This window comes from Billgrantia campisalis, from assembly GCF_022341425.1.
GTDB lineage: Bacteria > Pseudomonadota > Gammaproteobacteria > Pseudomonadales > Halomonadaceae > Halomonas > Halomonas campisalis.
In genome coordinates this window covers 132880-149118 of sequence record NZ_JABFUC010000013.1, presented here as the reverse complement: position 1 = coordinate 149118, position 16239 = coordinate 132880, and the positions used below count along the sequence as shown (strand labels likewise).

Here is a 16239-nt window from a genome sequence, read left to right as displayed (position 1 = left end):
ACACCCGGTTCATCGCCTCGATGGTCTCCACCGGGAAGTCGCCGGCGGCGGTCTCGGCGGAGAGCATCACCGCGTCGGTGGCGTCGAGCACGGCGTTGGCCACGTCGAACACCTCGGCCCGAGTGGGTAGGGGCGATTCGATCATCGACTCCATCATCTGGGTCGCGGTGATCACCGCGCGGTTGAGCGCCCGGGCGCGCTTGATGATGCGCTTCTGGGTGCCGATCAGCTTCTCGTCGCCGATCTCCACGCCGAGGTCGCCGCGGGCCACCATCACCGCCTCGCTGGCCTCGATGATGCCGTCCAGGGTCTCGTCGTTGGCCACCGCCTCGGCGCGCTCCAGCTTGGCCACCAGGCCGATCTCCTTGCCGGCCTCCCCCAGCAGCCGCCGAGCCTCGTGCATATCGGAGGCCGAACGCGGAAAGGACACCGCCAGATAGTCCACGCCGATGTCGATGGCGGTGAGCAGATCGGCCTTGTCCTTGTCGGTGAGCGCCGGCGCCGAGAGGCCGCCGCCCTGCTTGTTGATGCCCTTGTTGTTGGAGAGCTTGCCGCCCACGGTCACGGTGGTGTGGACCTCGGCACCGGCGACGCGCTCGACCTTGAGCACCAGGCGGCCGTCGTCGAGCAGTAGGCTATCGCCGGGGGCCACGTCGTCGATCAGCGACTTGTAGTCGCAGCCGACGCGATTGGCATCGCCGGCCTCGGTGTCGAGCGCCATGTCGAGGATAAAGGGCGCGCCCTCCTGGAGGGTGACGGTGCCGTCGCGGAAGCGGGCGATGCGGATCTTGGGCCCCTGGAGGTCGCCCAGGGCGGCGACGCTCTTGCCCAGGCGGTCGGCGATCTCGCGCACCCGGGTGAGGCGGCGGCGGTGGTCGTCGGCGGAGCCGTGGGAGAAGTTGAGGCGCACCACGTCGACGCCGGCGGCGATCATCGCCTCGAGCACGCCGTCGCGGTCGCTGGCCGGGCCCAGGGTGGCGACGATCTTGGTGCGGCGGATGGGCGCATGGATGGGGGCGTGGGGGGGAAGCGTCATGGTGTCCTCGGCAAGACCAGAATGGCACGAAAGTCATTGACATTGGTGCGGGTCGGCCCGGTGACGATCAGCGTCCCCAGAGCCTGGAAGAAAGTATAGGCGTCGTTGCGTGACAGGTAGTCGAGGGGGTCGAGTCCCTGCTCGCCGGCGCGCTGCCAGTCATCCGGGGCGAGCAGTGCCCCGGCATTGTCCTCGGAGCCGTCGATGCCGTCGGTATCGATGGCCAGGCCATGGATGCCCTCGGCGCCCCTGAGCGCCTCGAACAGCCCCAGCAGGTACTCGACGTTGCGCCCGCCGCGCCCGTCGCCTTTGACCGTGACGCTGGTCTCGCCGCCGGAGAGGATCAGCAGCGGGGCAGTGACCGTCTCGCGCGCCTCCAGCGCCAGGCGGGCCTGGGCCCGACCCAGCTCGCGGGCCTCACCCTCCAGGTCGTCGCCGAGCAGGCGCACCTCGACTCCCGACGCCTCGGCGGCCCGGCGGGCGGCCTCCAGCGCATCGCAGGCGCGGGCGAGCATCACGCTCTGGTCGTCGGCGAAATCGGGGTCGGTGGGCGCCGGAGCCCGGGGCGCATCGACAAGATGGCGGCGCACGCTGTCGGGCACCTCGATGCCGTAGTGGGTCAGCACGGCCAGGGCGTCGGCCGGGGTGGTGGTGTCCGGCAGGGTGGGACCGGAGGCGATCAGCGAGGCCTCGTCGCCCGGCACGTCGGAGATCAGCCAGGTCACCACCCGGGCGGGATGCGCTGCGGCGGCGAGCCGTCCGCCCTTGATCGCCGAGAGGTGGCGACGCACGGTGTTGATCTGGCTGATCGGCGCGCCGCAGCGCAGCAGCTCGCGGTTCAGCGCCTGCTTGTCGGCAAGCGTAATGCCCTCGGCCGGCAGCGTCATCAGGGCCGAGCCGCCGCCGGAGATCAGCGCGATCACCCGGTCGTCCGCGGTCAGCCCTTCGACCGCCTCGAGCATGCGCCGGGCGGCCTTCTCGCCGAGGTCGTCGGGCATCGGATGCGAGGCTTCCAGCACCTCGATACGCTCACAGGGCGCACCCTGACCTTGAGGACCGTGACCGTAGCGGGTCACCACCAGGCCCGTCAGCGGCGCCTCGGGGCAGCGCTGCCGCCAGGCTCGCTCGAGGGCCGCCGCCATGGCCGCGGCGGCCTTGCCGGCCCCCACCACCACGGTGCGCCCCGGGGGCGGCGCGGGCAGCTGGTCGGCCACCAGGGTATCGGGATGCACCGACGCGACGGCGGTATCGGCCAGCTGCCTGAGCCAGGCACCAACATCCACCGCGGGGTCAAAGGGAGGAACAGAGGTCTGGGCATTCATAGGGAACTCCTCGCAGCGGGCCAATCCGCCACCGACGGTAGCAGCCGGAATAAGGAATAAAAAAGCCCGGCGACGGGCGGGGTCCGTCAGGGGATACCTGCCGCCGGGTAAAGGGCCACATGCAGTGGCCATGGCAGACGACGACCCGACGCCTGCCATTGAGGGAAGGGTGGCGGTCAGCTCAGCGGCTGCCGACCTCGTGATCGGCCAGCGACTCGAGCGCCCGCAGGATACCGGCGTGATCCCAGTCGGCCCCGCCCTGAGCGGCACAGGCCTGGAACAGCTGCTGGGCGTTGGCGGTGCCCGGCAGGGCGAGGTCGAGGCTGCGCGCGCCTTCCAGCGCCAGGTTGAGGTCCTTCTGATGCAGCTTGATCTTGAAGCCCGGGTCGAAGGTGCGCTTGATCATGCGCTCGCCGTGGACATCCAGGATCTTCGACTGGGCCAGGCCGCCGAGCAGCGATTCACGCACCTTGGCCACGTCGGCGCCCGCCTTGGAGGCGAACAGCAGGCCTTCGGCCACCGCTTCGATGGTCAGGGCGACGACGATCTGGTTGGCGACCTTGCAGGTCTGGCCGGCGCCGTGGCCGCCGATACGGGTGATGGTCTTGCCCATCACCTCGAGGATCGGCAGGGCACGGGTGAAGCCTTCCTCGGTGGCGCCGACCATGATGGTCAGGGCGGCGTTGATGGCCCCGCCTTCACCGCCGGAGACCGGGGCGTCGACGTACTCGCCGCCGGCGTCGGTGATGCGCTTGGCAAAGCCTTGCGTCGCAATGGGGGCGATGGAGCTCATGTCGATCACCAGGGTGCCCGGCTTCAGGCCCTCGATGACGCCGCCCTCGCCGAACAGCACCTCCTCCACGTCCGGGGTATCCGGCACCATGGTGATGATGATCTCGGAGGCCTCGGCCACCGCCTTGGGGTTATCGAGCTCCTGCATGCCCTTGCTGGCCAGGGTCTCGTCCAGGGTGCCGCGCTTGACGGTGGACAGCGTATGGCCGGCATCCAGCAGGTGTCCTGCCATGGGGCGACCCATGATGCCCAGGCCGATAAAACCGATCTTGCTCATGATATGTCTCCTTTAAGCTTGTCATCGTGCTTTCTGAGTTAGCGTTCGCTTTCCGACAACTGGAGAGATGAGCGCCGGGGGCAAGTCGAAGCGAGGGTCATTTGCCAGGGATGGCAAATGTAGCGCCCAGGGATGGGTTCACAGCGCCCTCGCGTAGGCTTGTCACCGGAACAGCTCATCGCTGCCGGGTGCTACCTGCCCTATCAGCGCACGCTATCCAGCCAGCCCAGGCCTTCCACGGTGGTGGTCTTGGGCTTGTATTCGCAGCCGATCCAGCCGTCGTAGCCAAGACGGTCGAGATGGGCGAACAGGAACGGGTAGTTGATCTCGCCGGTGCCCGGCTCGTGGCGGCCCGGGTTGTCGGCGAGCTGCACGTGGGCGATACGCCCCAGGTGCTTCTCGATGGTCGGGGCCAGGTCCCCTTCCATGATCTGCATGTGATAGATGTCGTACTGCAGCTGGAGGTTACGGCTGCCCACCTCGTCGAAAATCTCGAGGGCCTGCTCGGTGCGGTTGAGGAAGAACCCCGGGATATCGCGGGTGTTGATGGGCTCGGCGATCAGGCGGATACCGGCGGCCTCGAGCTTGTCGGCGGCGAAACGCAGGTTCTCCACCAGGGTCTGGCGGGCCTGCTCACTGCTGACGCCATCCGGCTGGATGCCGGCCAGACAGTTGACCTGGGTATTGCCGAGCACCTTGGCGTACTCGATCGCCTTGTCGACGCCGGCGCGGAACTCTTCCACGCGATCCGGGTGGCAGGCGATTCCGCGCTCGCCGGCGCCCCAGTCACCGGCCGGCAGGTTGAACAGCACCTGGGTCAGGCCGTTGGCGTCCAGACGCTGCTTGATCTCGTCGGCGCTGAAGTCGTAGGGGAAGAGGTACTCGACGCCCTGGAAGCCGGCCTTGGCGGCGGCCGCGAAGCGGTCGAGGAAATCCTCCTCGGTGAACAGCATGCTGAGATTGGCGGCAAACTTGGGCATGTGGGTCTCCTCGTTGATTATCGCTATCGGATAGTGCCCCGCTGGCGCCGTCCCCATCGGCGCCAGCGGGATAGGCTCAGGTGAGCGCGGCGATGGAGGTCGGGGCATCCTCGGTGTTTTCGGCCAGGGCCTCGAACTCATTGACGCCGCCCAGGTCGGTGCCCATGGCGATGTTGGTCACCCGCTCGAGGATGATCTCCACCACCACCGGCACGCGGTACTGGGCCATCAGCTCGCGCGCCTCGGCGAAGGCCGGCGCGATCTCCTCGGGCGTGGTGACGCGCAGCGCCTTGCAGCCCAGCCCTTCCACCACGGAGATGTGGTCGACGCCGTAGTCGTTGATCTCCGGGCAGTTGACGTTCTCGAAGGAGAGCTGCACCTGATAGTCCATGTCGAAGCCGCGCTGAGCCTGGCGAATCAGCCCCAGGTAGGAGTTGTTCACCACCACATGGATATAGGGCAGCTTGAACTGGGCGCCGACGGCCAGCTCCTCGATCATGAACTGGAAATCATAGTCGCCGGAGAGCGCGACGATCTCCGCCTCCGGGTCGGCGCGCCGCACGCCAAGCGCCGCCGGAATGGTCCAGCCCAGCGGGCCGGCCTGGCCGCAGTTGATCCAGTGGCGCGGCTTGTAGACGTGCAGGAACTGGGCACCGGCGATCTGCGACAGCCCGATGGTGCTGATGTAGCGGGTGTTCTTGCCGAAGGCCTTGTTCATCTCCTCGTAGACGCGCTGCGGCTTGACCGGCACGTCATCGAAGTGGGTCTTGCGCAGCAGGGTGCGCTTGCGCTCCTGGCACTCCTCGGCCCAGGCGGAGCGATCCTTCAGCTTGCCGGCGGCCTTCCGCTCGCGGGCCACTTCCACGAACAGCTCCAAGGCCGCCTTGGCGTCGGAGACGATGCCGTAGTCGGGGCCGAAGATACGCCCGATCTGGGTCGGTTCGATATCCACGTGGACGAACTTGCGCCCTTCGGTGTAGCTCTCGAGGTTGCCGGTGTGGCGGTTGGCCCAGCGGTTGCCGATGCCCATCACGAAGTCCGAGGCCAGCAGCGTGGCGTTGCCGTAGCGGTGAGAGGTCTGCAGCCCCACCATGCCCGCCATCAGCGGATGATCATCGGGAATCGAGCCCCACCCCATCAGGGTCGGGATGACCGGCACGCCGGTGAGCTCGGCGAACTCGGTGAGCAGCTCGCTGGCATCGGCGTTGATGATCCCGCCACCGGCCACCAGCAGCGGCTTGTCGGCCTCCTCGAGCATGGCGATGGCCTTCTCGATCTGGGCCCTCGAGGCGCTGGGCTTGTAGGCCGGCAGCGGCTCGTAGGTGTCCGGGTCGAACTCGATCTCGCTCATCTGCACGTCGATGGGCAGGTCGATCAGCACCGGGCCGGGACGCGAGGAGCGCATCAGCTGGAAGGCCTGCTGGAAGGCGCGCGGCACCTGGGCGGGCTCCAGCACGGTGACCGCCCACTTGGTGACCGGCCCGGCGATGGCCTGGATATCCACCGCCTGGAAGTCCTCCTTGTGCAGCTTGGCGCGCGGCGCCTGGCCGGTGATGCACAGGATCGGGATCGAGTCGGCGCTGGCCGAGTAGAGGCCGGTGATCATGTCGGTGCCGGCGGGACCGGAGGTGCCGATGCACACCCCGATGTTGCCGGCCTTTGTGCGGGTATACCCCTCGGCCATGTGCGAGGCGCCCTCGACGTGGCGGGCCAGCACGTGATCCACGCCGCCGACCTTGCGCATGGCGGCATAGAAGGGGTTGATGGCGGCGCCGGGCACGCCGAAGGCAACGTCGATGCCTTCTTTCTTGAGCACGTGGATAGCGGCTTCAGCTGCGGTCATACGAGCCATGTTGATTCCTCCGGTGAGGGGCCTTTTATTTTTTGGAAAATATTTCTGTATACAGAGACTAGGCCGCCACCGATGCGCCGTCAAGGTATTTGGAAAACATTTTCATAAAATCTCGCATCGATAAAAAAGCCCAAGCGGAATCAGCGGCTTGGGCAGTACGTCATGGGCGCGCAGACGCCGCCGCGGCTCAGTCCAGGGTTACCCGGATCGCCAGCGGGTGTTCATCGCAGTTGTTCCCGGCCCCGCCCCGGTCGACCACCAGAAACTCGCCCTCGCGCTCGAGCACCGACTGGATGGCGTGCCAGGTGCCGGCGCGGTAGTTGACGCCCTGACGGCCATCGGTGACGAAGGCGCGCACCTCGGCAGGATCAATGGTATCGCCCGGCGGCGCCACCACGACCAGGAAGCGCTCCTCGTGCAGCGGCATAAAGGCCTGACTGCCCTGGGGGTGGCGCTCCAGGAAGTCGAGCGTGAGCGGCACCTCGACCGGCTGGCTGACGAAGATGCTGATCAGCGCCCTCGCCTCCTCGCCCAGGGTCTCGACCTTGGCCAGGTCGTGATAGCGCCGGGTGCGCCCGGCATTGATCGGAAAGGATTCGGCGATTCGCGTATCGATGACGTCGCCGAAGGGCGCGAAGGCCTCGGCGGTGAGCGGCTCGGCTTTTAGTTCCAGCATGTCGATCTCCTGAACAAGACTGCCTCGATAATCGGGGCTTGCCCGGCGCCCCTGCTGCTGTCGCCGTATCAGCGGCTACCCAGGCGCAGCGCCGGGTGGCGATTCACGTCCTTGTAGAGCAGGTAGCGGAACGGCCCCGGGCCGCCGGCGTAGCAGGCCTGCGGGCAGAAGGCGCGCAGCCACATGAAGTCGCCGGCCTCGACCTCCACCCAGTCCTGGTTGAGGTGATAGACCGCCTTGCCCTCCAACACATAGAGGCCATGCTCCATGACATGGGTCTCGTCGAAGGGGATCACCGCACCGGGCTGGAAGGTGACGATGTTGACGTGCATGTCGTGGCGCACGTCTGCCGGGTCGACGAAGCGGGTGGTGGCCCAGCGCTCGTCGGTGTCGGGCATGGGGGTCGGGGCGATCTCGTTCTCGTTGGTGACGAAGGCCTCGGGCACCTCGATCCCTTCGACGAACTCGTACGCCTTGCGCACCCAGTGGAAGCGCACCGGCGCATCGGACTCGTTGCGCAGCTGCCAGTGGCTGCCCGGCGGCAAGAAGGCGTAGCCGCCCGAGGTCATGTGATGCCGCTTGCCGGCGATGGTCAGGGTCATCTCGCCCTCGACCACGAACAGCACGCCCTCGGCGGCGGGGTCGAGCTCGGGCTTCTCGCTGCCACCGCCGGGCGAGACCTCCATGATGTACTGGCAGAAGGTCTCGGCGAACCCCGACAGCGGGCGCGCCAGCACCCACAACCGGGTCTCTTCCCAGAACGGCAGGTTGCTGGTGACGATATCGCCGAAGACGCCCTTGGGGATGACCGCATAGGCCTCGGTGAACACCGCCCGGTCGGAGAGCAGCTGGGTCTGGGGCGGATGACCGCCGTGGGGGGCGTAGTAACGTCGTGTCTTCATCAACTAATCCTCATATGCAACTCGGGCCTTAGTTCAGGCAAAAAAACTTTCTCGTCTGGGTTGTGAAACTATCGTCTCATGATTACCTTGTCTAGAAACTTTCGTTTCACGAACAGGAAAGGTCAAGCCCTGTCATGAACTCGCTTCACAACCTTACGCAGTCGGGTAGTTCGAGAGCACGGCTTGCCCGAAGCGGGCCAAGCGGTTCAGGGCGACAGCTCGTCCATCCCTTGGTACAGCTCGCTGACCGCATCGATGCGGGCGCGCCCCTGGGCCAGCCGGTGGTGCAGAAGACCATTGGCCAGCAGACTGATCAGACTCATGGCGCTGGCATAGCTATCAAAGGCCGAAATGCTGTCGAGCGGGCACTCCAACCACCAGTCAGCCTGTTCCGCGTACCCAGAGGCCGTCGCATCCCCTATCAGCAGCAAACGGCAAGGCATGGCTGCCAGCTCGTTCACCAGCGCATCAAACAGACGTGGACGACGACGAAAGCCGAACAATACCACCAGGTCGGCCTCTCCCAGCTCCACCAGGTCTTCGGCCAACGATTGATTTGGCTGTGGGGCAAGGTTGACATCGGCGCGTGCCTGGATCAGCTGTTGACGAAAGTGCATGGCCAGCGGATAGCTGTTGCGAAAGCCGACCAGCACCACCCGGCGGGAGGCATCCAGGCCATGCACGATGGCTTCGAAAGTCCGAGGGTCAATGGCGGTCAGAGCACGCCGCAGGTTGTCCTGCTCACGCTCGAGATGGCGCTTGAAGCGCTCCCCGTTGCCGCCTACCGCATCCGGATCGGTGACCAGCGGCATGCCCGAACTGCGCAACTGCCTGGCATGACGTTTCACGGCCTGAAAGCTTTCGAAGCCAAGACGCCTGAACAGTCGACTGACCGTCGACTTCGATACCCCCGTCAGACGCGACAGGTCGGCAGCGCTATACACTGCCAGATCATCGAAGTGGTCAAGAATAAAGGCGGCGACTCGCTGCTCCTGAGCGCTCAGGTCGGCGTACTGTGCCGAAATTCGCTGACCGATATGAGGCGTCATGCCCTTCTGTTGCGTTGGCAAAAGAGACCCTCCCCCCGTTTCAGGCATGTTCACGAAGCTGCGCCGTTCGGCGCCATTTTTTTCACCCGAAACGGGTCTGAAAAGCATTTCCAAGATTTCTGCTTACTACACCCTGGCCACTCGAAATTCCCAGCGGCGCCGACCGCGGCCAGGGCATAACGGCGCTGCACCACTATAGCGACACCGCTAACAACAAAGCGAGGCACTCCATGACCAAACCCACTCCCACCACCAGCACCACGACGACTCAGGGCGCCCAGCGGCGTCACTGGCAGATACCCCATATCTACGTGATCCTGTTCGTCTTCATCGCCATTGCCGCGGTCGCCACCTACTTCGTACCCGCCGGCCAGTACGAGAGGATACCCGGCCCCGAAGGCCGCATCACCATTGACGCCGAATCCTTCCAGTACGTGGAATCGAACCCCACGAGCCTTGTTGATTTCATGCTGGCGATACCCAACGGCTTGATGAGCGCCGGCGAAGTGGTGTTCTTCACCTTCATGATCGGCGGCATGTTCATGGTCCTGCGTCGCACGGGCATCATCGAAATCGGCGTCGACAAGCTCAGCCGGCGATTCGCCAATCGCAGCCTGCTGATGATACCGGTGTTGATGACAGTCTTTGCCGTGGTGGCCACCGTCATTGGCACCCAAGAATTGGCACTCGTCTATGTACCGGTGATCCTGCCACTGATGATTGCACTTCGCTTCGACTCGGTGACCGCCGCAGCCGTCGCACTCTGCGCCACCACAGCCGGCTTCGCCTCCGGTGTGCTCAATCCGATCAACACCGGGCTCGGTCAGCAGCTCTCCGACCTGCCTCTTTACTCCGGCTTCGGCCTGCGAGCAGCCGCCTTCGCCATCATCCTGGGCGCCGGCATCTATTTCGTCATGCGCTATGCTCGCAAGGTTCACGACAACCCCGAGCTGAGCCTCATGGCCGGAGACGAAACCGAAGCGGAGAAGCGCTCGCTCTACCAGCATGCCACCGACGAGGGGGCACTGACCGCCAACCACCGCCAGAAACTGGCCGCTATCGCCACCTTCGCCTTCTTCGGCCTGCTGGTCTACGGCGTGCTGCAGCAAGGCTGGTTCATGATGGAAATGGCAGGGCTGTTCATCGTCATGGGCATCGTTGTCGGCCTGATCTCTGGCCTGAATACCACAGCCATCTGTGAAGCCTTCAACAAGGGCTTTCGGGACGTTCTGGTAGGCGCCATGATCGCTGGTGTGGCCCGCGGTGTGGCCGTTGTACTGGAGGACGGCCAGATCATGGACACCCTGGTCATGGGACTCGGCAACCTGGTGGGCGAACTGCCGACCATGCTGTCGGCTATCGGCATGTACTTCGCTCAGCTTGCCTTTAACTTCGTCGTACCTTCGGGCAGTGGCCAGGCACTGGTGACCATGCCAATCATGGCACCGCTTTCCGACCTGATCGGGGTTACCCGCCAAACAGCGGTACTGGCCTTCCAGCTTGGTGATGGCATGGGCAACATCCTCTACCCAACCTCCGGCTACTTCATGGCTACCCTGGCCATTGCCGGCGTGCCTTGGCAGAAGTGGGTTAAGTTCTTCTTTCCCCTCTTCTGCACCTGGGTACTGATCGCCATCGGCTTCCTGGCCTTCGCCCAGATCACGCAGTGGGTTGGCTGATCGGCTAACGACACGCCACGGCATATACCGCCACGCCTCGCCCGGCCCTGCCGCGCGGGGCGTGTTGCCTTTCAGGGTTGCCATCATGGTAGGACCTAAGGCCTAGCGCGCCGGTGCGGGATGATGCTCGGCCCAGTGGCGAGCAATATCCACGCGGCGCGTGACCCAGACCCGGTCGTGAGCCTCGATATGGTCGAGGAAGCGCTGCAGCGCGCGGAAGCGACCGGGCCGGCCGAGCAGCCGGCAGTGCATGCCCACCGAGAGCATCTTCGGCGCTTCCTCGCCTTCGGCATAGAGCACGTCGAAGGCGTCGCGCAGGTAGCTGAAGAAGTGGTCGGCGGTGTTGAAGCCCTGGGGCGCGGCGAAGCGCATATCGTTGCTGTCCAGGGTATAGGGCACGATCAGGTGGTCGTGTTCACGGCCCTGGCTGTCGGCCTCGCGAGTCCAGAACGGCAGGTCGTCGCCGTAGTAGTCACTGTCGTAGAGGAAGCCGCCCTCGTCGAGCACCAGGCGCCGGGTGTTGGGGCTGTCGCGGCCGGTATACCAGCCCAGCGGCTTCTCGCCGTAGAGACGCTGGAAGATCGTCATGGCCTTCTCCAGGTGCTCGCGCTCGACCGCTTCCGGCACGTTCTGGTAGTGAATCCAGCGGTAGCCGTGGCAGGCAATCTCGTGGCCCAGCTCCTTGAAGGCGTGGGCCACTTCCGGGTGGCGCTCCAGCGCCATGGCCACCCCGAACACGGTCAGCGGCAGACCGCGGCGCTCGAACTCACGCAGGATGCGCCACACCCCCACCCGCGAGCCGTATTCGTAGATCGACTCCATGCTCAGGTGGCGGTCGGGAAAGGCCGGCGCGCCAATGATCTCGGACAGGAACTGCTCGGAGCCTTCATCACCGTGCAGCACGCAGTTTTCGCCACCCTCTTCGTAGTTGAGCACGAACTGCACGGCGATCTTGGCCCGGCCGGGCCAGTTGGCGTGGGGGGGCGTGCGGCCATAGCCGACCAGGTCGCGGGGATAGTCGTGGGAACGGGCTGAGCGCATGGCACCTCTCCTTGTTGTTCTGTTGATGCGTGCTGCCTGGCGGCGCCTGGCGGCCATAAGTGGCAACACATCATGTATACAATGATAAGTTAAGCTGTATTCACGCTAGTTGCAAGCCCCTCTATACACTCCTCAACTCAACCCCCGCTGGGTCAGCTGCATCAGCGCCTGGCACTGCATGACGGCGGCATCGAAGCAGTCCAGCAGCCGGCATTCCCCCGGCGATATGCGGCTGTCGGCCAGCCCGGCAAACGCGGCCCCGCCGATGATGATGACTTCCGGCGACAGCCGTTCATGCTGTGCGCTGAGCGTGGCAAACAGGCGCCGTTTCGCCTCATCGCGCTGCTGCGGTAGCGTCAGGTCATCGATCACGATGGCATCGACTCCCAGGCAGCGACGGGACAACCCAAGGTCATGTAGCACGTCTTCGATCATTCGCGGCCAGCGCGCCCCCGGGGTAATGATCGAGAAGCGACTTCCCAGCTGCACCGCCGTCAGCAGCGAGGCCTCCAGCATACCGATCACCGGCACCGGACTGATCTCGCGCACCGCGGCAATACCCGGTTCGCCGAAGCAGGCCAGCAGGATGGCATCGAAGGGCTTGCCCTCGTCCGCGAGATGGCGCTCCACCAGCGTCACCAGGACGGCTCCGGCCAGGGCACACTCGCGGCGCGAGCCGATGTAGGCCACGCTGTCGGTCGCCGTGTCGGCCACCACCTCGACCCGTTCGCCGAGTTGCTCACGGGCTCGCTTGGCCATCTGCTCGGTCATCGCGACATTCGCATTGCCGTTGAGCAGCAATAAACGCATACAGAACTCCTCCCCCACTCTTGGCCATATGAGCCAAGAGCGGGGCCAACTATCCAGAAAGAAGAATCGCTATCGCCTGGGTAATGCAGCTAGCCCATCATATTTCGCGGTAGCCAGAGGGCGATATCAGGGAAGGCGATCAGCAGGAAGGTGAACAGCAGCAGGATGATCACGAACGGGAAGGCACCCCACATCACTTCGCGGAAGTCGCCACCGTTCGGGCGCACGCCGTGCACCACATAGAGGTTCATTCCCACCGGCGGCGTGATCAGGCCGATCTCGCACATCAGGATAATGAAGATGCCGAACCAGATCGGGTCGATTCCCGCCGCCATGACGATGGGCATGGCCACCGGCACGGTGAGCACCAGCATCGACATCACGTCCATGAACATGCCGAGCAGGATATAGAACAGGATCAGGATCATCAGCAGCGCCAGCACCGAGAGGTCGAAGGCCACCACCCACTGGGTCAGGGTCTGGGCCACACCGGTCAACGACACCGTGACATTGAGCATCAGTGCACAGATGATCACCAGCAGCACCATGCCAGTGGTGCGAGCCGAGTTGATGCAGACCGACTCCAGCAGCTCCAGGTTGAGGCGTCCACCGTGCCACACGAAGAAGATCGCCGTGACTACCCCCAGCGCCGCCGACTCGGTGGGCGTGGCCAGGCCGGCATAGATCGAGCCCATGACGATGAAGAAGATCACCAGCGGCGGCACCAGGCTCTTCGAGGCCTTGAGCTTCTCGCCAAGCGGGATGCGTGGCTCCTCATCACCGTACTGCTTGCCCCACTGGCTGACCAGCAGGTAGAGGCTGAACAGCAGGGTCAGGGCGATGCCCGGAATCACGCCGGCCAGAAATAGCTGACCCACTGAGACATTGGCCAGGGAACCGAACACCAGCAGGTTGACGCTGGGCGGAATCAGAATGCCCAGCGTCCCCCCGGCCGCCAGCGAACCCAGCGCCGGCCCCATGGGGTAGCCGCGCTTCTCCAGGGTAGGCAGGGCCAGGGTGCCGATGGTCGCCGCGGTGGCCACCGAGGAACCGGAGGTCGCCGCGAACAGCGACGAGGAGGCGATATTGGTATGCAGCAGCCCCCCCGGCAAGCGGTTCATCCAGATCGCCAGGGCATAGAACATGCGGTCGGCAATGCCGCCGCGCAGCAAGAGCTCCCCCAGCAGGATGAACAGCGGGATGGCCGTGAGCAGGCTCTGATTGAGGGAAGCCCAGATCACCGAGCCCATGGACTCGACCAGCGGCATGCCGAAGGTGAGCAGGCCCCCCACTACCCCGATGGAAACCATCGCCACGGCAATGGGAATGCCCACCAGCATCATGCCCAGCATGACCAGGAAGGCGAGGAACACATAGACGAGTGTCATGGCGTGACCACCTCCTCATCACGGTGGCGGATATCCTCCAGCTCCTCTTGGAGTTCCTCCTTCGCACCGCGCGGACCGAAATCGCGGTTCAGCGCCTCGGTATCGCGGCGCAGCAGCAGCCGGGTGGCGCGCACAGCGAAGAACACCGACAGCAGGCAGAAGGTCAACAGGGCCAGGAACCAGGGCGCCTGAGGATAGACCAGCGGCGTCGCCCAGACGGTAGGCGCCCGGCTGCCATAGGCGATGGTGTCACCGATCACCCCATAGGCCAGCCAGATACAGAACACCCCCAGCACCGCCATGGAGACGCTGGCCAGCCAGTTGAGCCTGGCCTGGGTGGTCGCCGACAAACGCGAGGTGATGATATCGATGCGGATATGTGCCCGCTGGATCAGGGTTACCGAAAACGCCAGACCGGCGGCCACGGCCACCGCATAACCGGAGAGCTCGTCGATGCCTCCCAGCGAGATGTTGAAAAGCCTGCGGGTAAGGGTCTCGAGACTCACCGCGAAGGAGAGCGAGAAGAAGATCACCCCGAAGATAATACTGAAGATTCTTATTAAACCGTTCATCTTTGTCCTCCTCAGCGAAAGCGGCCGGCGCCCCTCAGGCGCCGGCCGCATCGCTTACAGCCCCAGGTTGGCACCCACGGTGGCTTTCCAGTCCGCCGAGCAGCTCGGGTTGGTGCGGTCGCAGAGCTCGATGAAATTGGGCAGCGACCTCGCCTCCACGGCTTCATTGACGGTCTGCAGGTCCTGCTCGTTCACCTCGATGCTGGTCAGTGAATAGGGCCGGCCGTTCTCGCAGGGCTCCCCCCCGGTGTTGCAGCGTGAGGCATCCTCGAAGAGTTCTTCCGAATAGGCCCAGATCTCGTCGACCAGTTCGTCGAAGGCGGCCTGGAGGCGCGCCTGATCCTCATCCGAGTACTGGTTCCACACATTGAGGTTGATGGCATAGCCGTTCATGGCCATCTGCACCGGCAGGGGGTAGACGTAGCTGGTGACTTCCGGCCAGCCGGCGGCATTGGCGGAGCTGGGCCCGGTCACGCCACAGTCGACCACGCCCCGGGCGATGCCCTGCTGGGTCTCGGGGAAGGAGAGCGGCACCGGGGCGGCCCCCAGGTTCGACATGAAGTTACCCAGGATATTGTCGTAGACCCGCACCCGCTTGCCGCGCAGGTCATCGAGCCCATTGATCTCCGGCTCACAGAAGATCACCTGGGGACCTGCCGGCCAGACGCCGAGCAGCTTCGAATTGAAGCGCTCCTGAAGTCGCGCATCGGCCACCGGCAGATAGGCATCGACGTTCTGCCGGGCGATCTCATAGGTAGGATTCTGGCCGACCAGGTCGAAGCCGAGCAGCGTCGGCTCGTCACCGCTGATCTGTGAAAGTCGCAGCGAGACGATGCCAAAGAGGTTATTGCGCAATACGCGCAGGCCCTCGGCATCGCTGACCCCAGAGGTATCCACCGGGCTGTAGCGTATCTGAGTATTCACCCCGGTACGCTCGGCGAAGTTTTCGAAGAACGGCTGCTCAAGGTTGTTCTGAATGGCACCAGAGCCGACCGGCTGGCCCAGCGCTCGAATGGAGTCGGGAGCCGCCACGGCGGAAGCGGAAATGAAGGAAGCCACCAGGGTGGCCGCGACGGGGAGGGTGTAGTGACGCATGGAGGTTCTCCTTGCTGTTGGGGTCTTTGTTGTAGGAGCGGCGTACTGCGGGCCTGAAGGCCTGTTCTTGTTTCGTACACCTAGAAGCTAAGACACCGAAAACAGAAATTCAAGTTTTAGTATACAAAAATAATCGCTGCCTAAGGCCGCTGACCACTATCCCCTGAACACCGCCGACTGGCTGCCCCTCCGCCTCCTATCCGCCGGATATGGGGCATACGAGGAAGGCATCGCTTCCGTCACCCCCGACTTTCTCACCCTCTAAAATCCCAGCATGCCAACTCACATGGGCATGTCGACAACCAGGCAATACATTTTTGTATACAATACTAAAATACCCGCCGAACACGCCTCTCCCCCGTCACGATGCATCGGCTAGGCCTGCACCACAGCCCCGGCCACTTAAACGCCAGCGCCCCGGACCACAGGTCCGGGGCGCTGGCGTTTAGAGAGGTCACAAAAGGGAAGCGACAGGCTGGCTCAGCCGCCGAAGATGCTGTGCAGGTCCGGCGCTTCGGCCTCTTCCTCGACGATGGAGAGCGAGGCCTCGATCTCCTTGAGGTGGTGGCTCATGAAGGCCTGGCCCCCTCACCGTCGACCGCTTCCTGCTTCCAGATAGCGGATCAGGTCGTAGTCGTAGTCACTACGATCCACCCCGACCGGAATTAAGAACAGGTAGACCCAAATAATTGTATACAATTTAAATTACCAAGACGCAACATAGGCGCGATACAGAAGGAAAAGTAGACCTAAGCCTAAGAGAGAGGG

The 16239-nt window shown here is 64.4% G+C and carries 14 protein-coding genes; 1 reads left to right on the top strand and 13 read right to left on the bottom strand.

Annotated elements, in window-relative coordinates; genetic code table 11:
- The 8 genes from pyk to HOP52_RS15550 all read right to left on the bottom strand — a co-directional run.
- Positions 1–1036 (bottom strand): pyruvate kinase (gene pyk, locus HOP52_RS15585; protein WP_238978325.1); only part of this gene is annotated, 1036 nt, incomplete at its 3' end.
- Complete coding sequence (locus HOP52_RS15580) at positions 1033–2358, bottom strand: glycerate kinase type-2 family protein (protein WP_238978324.1); 1326 nt, start codon at positions 2356–2358, stop codon at positions 1033–1035. The genes pyk and HOP52_RS15580, both read right to left, overlap by 4 nt.
- A 181-nt stretch (positions 2359–2539) precedes the next feature.
- Positions 2540–3427 (bottom strand): 2-hydroxy-3-oxopropionate reductase, encoded by an 888-nt coding sequence (locus HOP52_RS15575; RefSeq protein WP_238978323.1) that lies wholly within the window; start codon positions 3425–3427, stop codon positions 2540–2542.
- 203 nt (positions 3428–3630) lie between these two features.
- Positions 3631–4407, bottom strand: a complete 777-nt coding sequence (gene hyi / locus HOP52_RS15570) for a hydroxypyruvate isomerase (RefSeq protein WP_238978322.1) — start codon at positions 4405–4407, stop codon at positions 3631–3633.
- 76 nt (positions 4408–4483) lie between these two features.
- Positions 4484–6259 (bottom strand): glyoxylate carboligase, encoded by a 1776-nt coding sequence (gene gcl, locus HOP52_RS15565; RefSeq protein ID WP_238978321.1) that lies wholly within the window; start codon positions 6257–6259, stop codon positions 4484–4486.
- Positions 6260–6446: 187 nt separating this feature from the next.
- On the bottom strand, positions 6447–6935 hold the full coding sequence (locus HOP52_RS15560) for an ureidoglycolate lyase (RefSeq protein ID WP_238978320.1): 489 nt from the start codon (positions 6933–6935) through the stop codon (positions 6447–6449).
- A 68-nt stretch (positions 6936–7003) separates the two neighbouring features.
- Positions 7004–7837, bottom strand: coding sequence for a bifunctional allantoicase/(S)-ureidoglycine aminohydrolase (locus tag HOP52_RS15555; protein WP_238978319.1), 834 nt, complete (start codon positions 7835–7837; stop codon positions 7004–7006).
- A gap of 206 nt (positions 7838–8043) precedes the next feature.
- Complete coding sequence (locus HOP52_RS15550) at positions 8044–8994, bottom strand: MurR/RpiR family transcriptional regulator (protein ID WP_309674970.1); 951 nt, start codon at positions 8992–8994, stop codon at positions 8044–8046.
- Between the two features lie 122 nt (positions 8995–9116).
- On the opposite strand from HOP52_RS15550, the gene HOP52_RS15545 reads away from it, so the two are divergent.
- Positions 9117–10565: a YfcC family protein gene (locus tag HOP52_RS15545; protein WP_238978318.1), complete on the top strand. Its 1449-nt coding sequence runs from the start codon at positions 9117–9119 to the stop codon at positions 10563–10565.
- A 102-nt stretch (positions 10566–10667) separates the two neighbouring features.
- Here the strand turns inward: HOP52_RS15545 and puuE are convergent, their stop codons facing one another.
- The 5 genes from puuE to HOP52_RS15520 all read right to left on the bottom strand — a co-directional run bounded on the left by puuE (position 10668) and on the right by HOP52_RS15520 (position 15471).
- On the bottom strand, positions 10668–11606 hold the full coding sequence (gene puuE, locus HOP52_RS15540; RefSeq protein WP_238978317.1) for an allantoinase PuuE: 939 nt from the start codon (positions 11604–11606) through the stop codon (positions 10668–10670).
- Positions 11607–11738: 132 nt separating this feature from the next.
- Positions 11739–12416 carry an aspartate/glutamate racemase family protein gene (locus tag HOP52_RS15535; RefSeq protein WP_238978316.1) on the bottom strand — a complete coding sequence of 226 codons (678 nt, stop codon included), beginning with the start codon at positions 12414–12416 and terminating at the stop codon, positions 11739–11741.
- A gap of 89 nt (positions 12417–12505) precedes the next feature.
- Entirely contained in the window at positions 12506–13804 is a 1299-nt protein-coding gene (locus HOP52_RS15530; protein WP_238978315.1) for a TRAP transporter large permease, read from the bottom strand.
- Positions 13801–14376 (bottom strand): TRAP transporter small permease subunit, encoded by a 576-nt coding sequence (locus tag HOP52_RS15525; RefSeq protein WP_238978314.1) that lies wholly within the window; start codon positions 14374–14376, stop codon positions 13801–13803. Before HOP52_RS15525 ends, HOP52_RS15530 begins: the two co-directional genes overlap by 4 nt.
- A 54-nt stretch (positions 14377–14430) precedes the next feature.
- Entirely contained in the window at positions 14431–15471 is a 1041-nt protein-coding gene (locus HOP52_RS15520; RefSeq protein WP_238978313.1) for a TRAP transporter substrate-binding protein, read from the bottom strand.
- Positions 15472–16239: the final 768 nt, after the last annotated feature.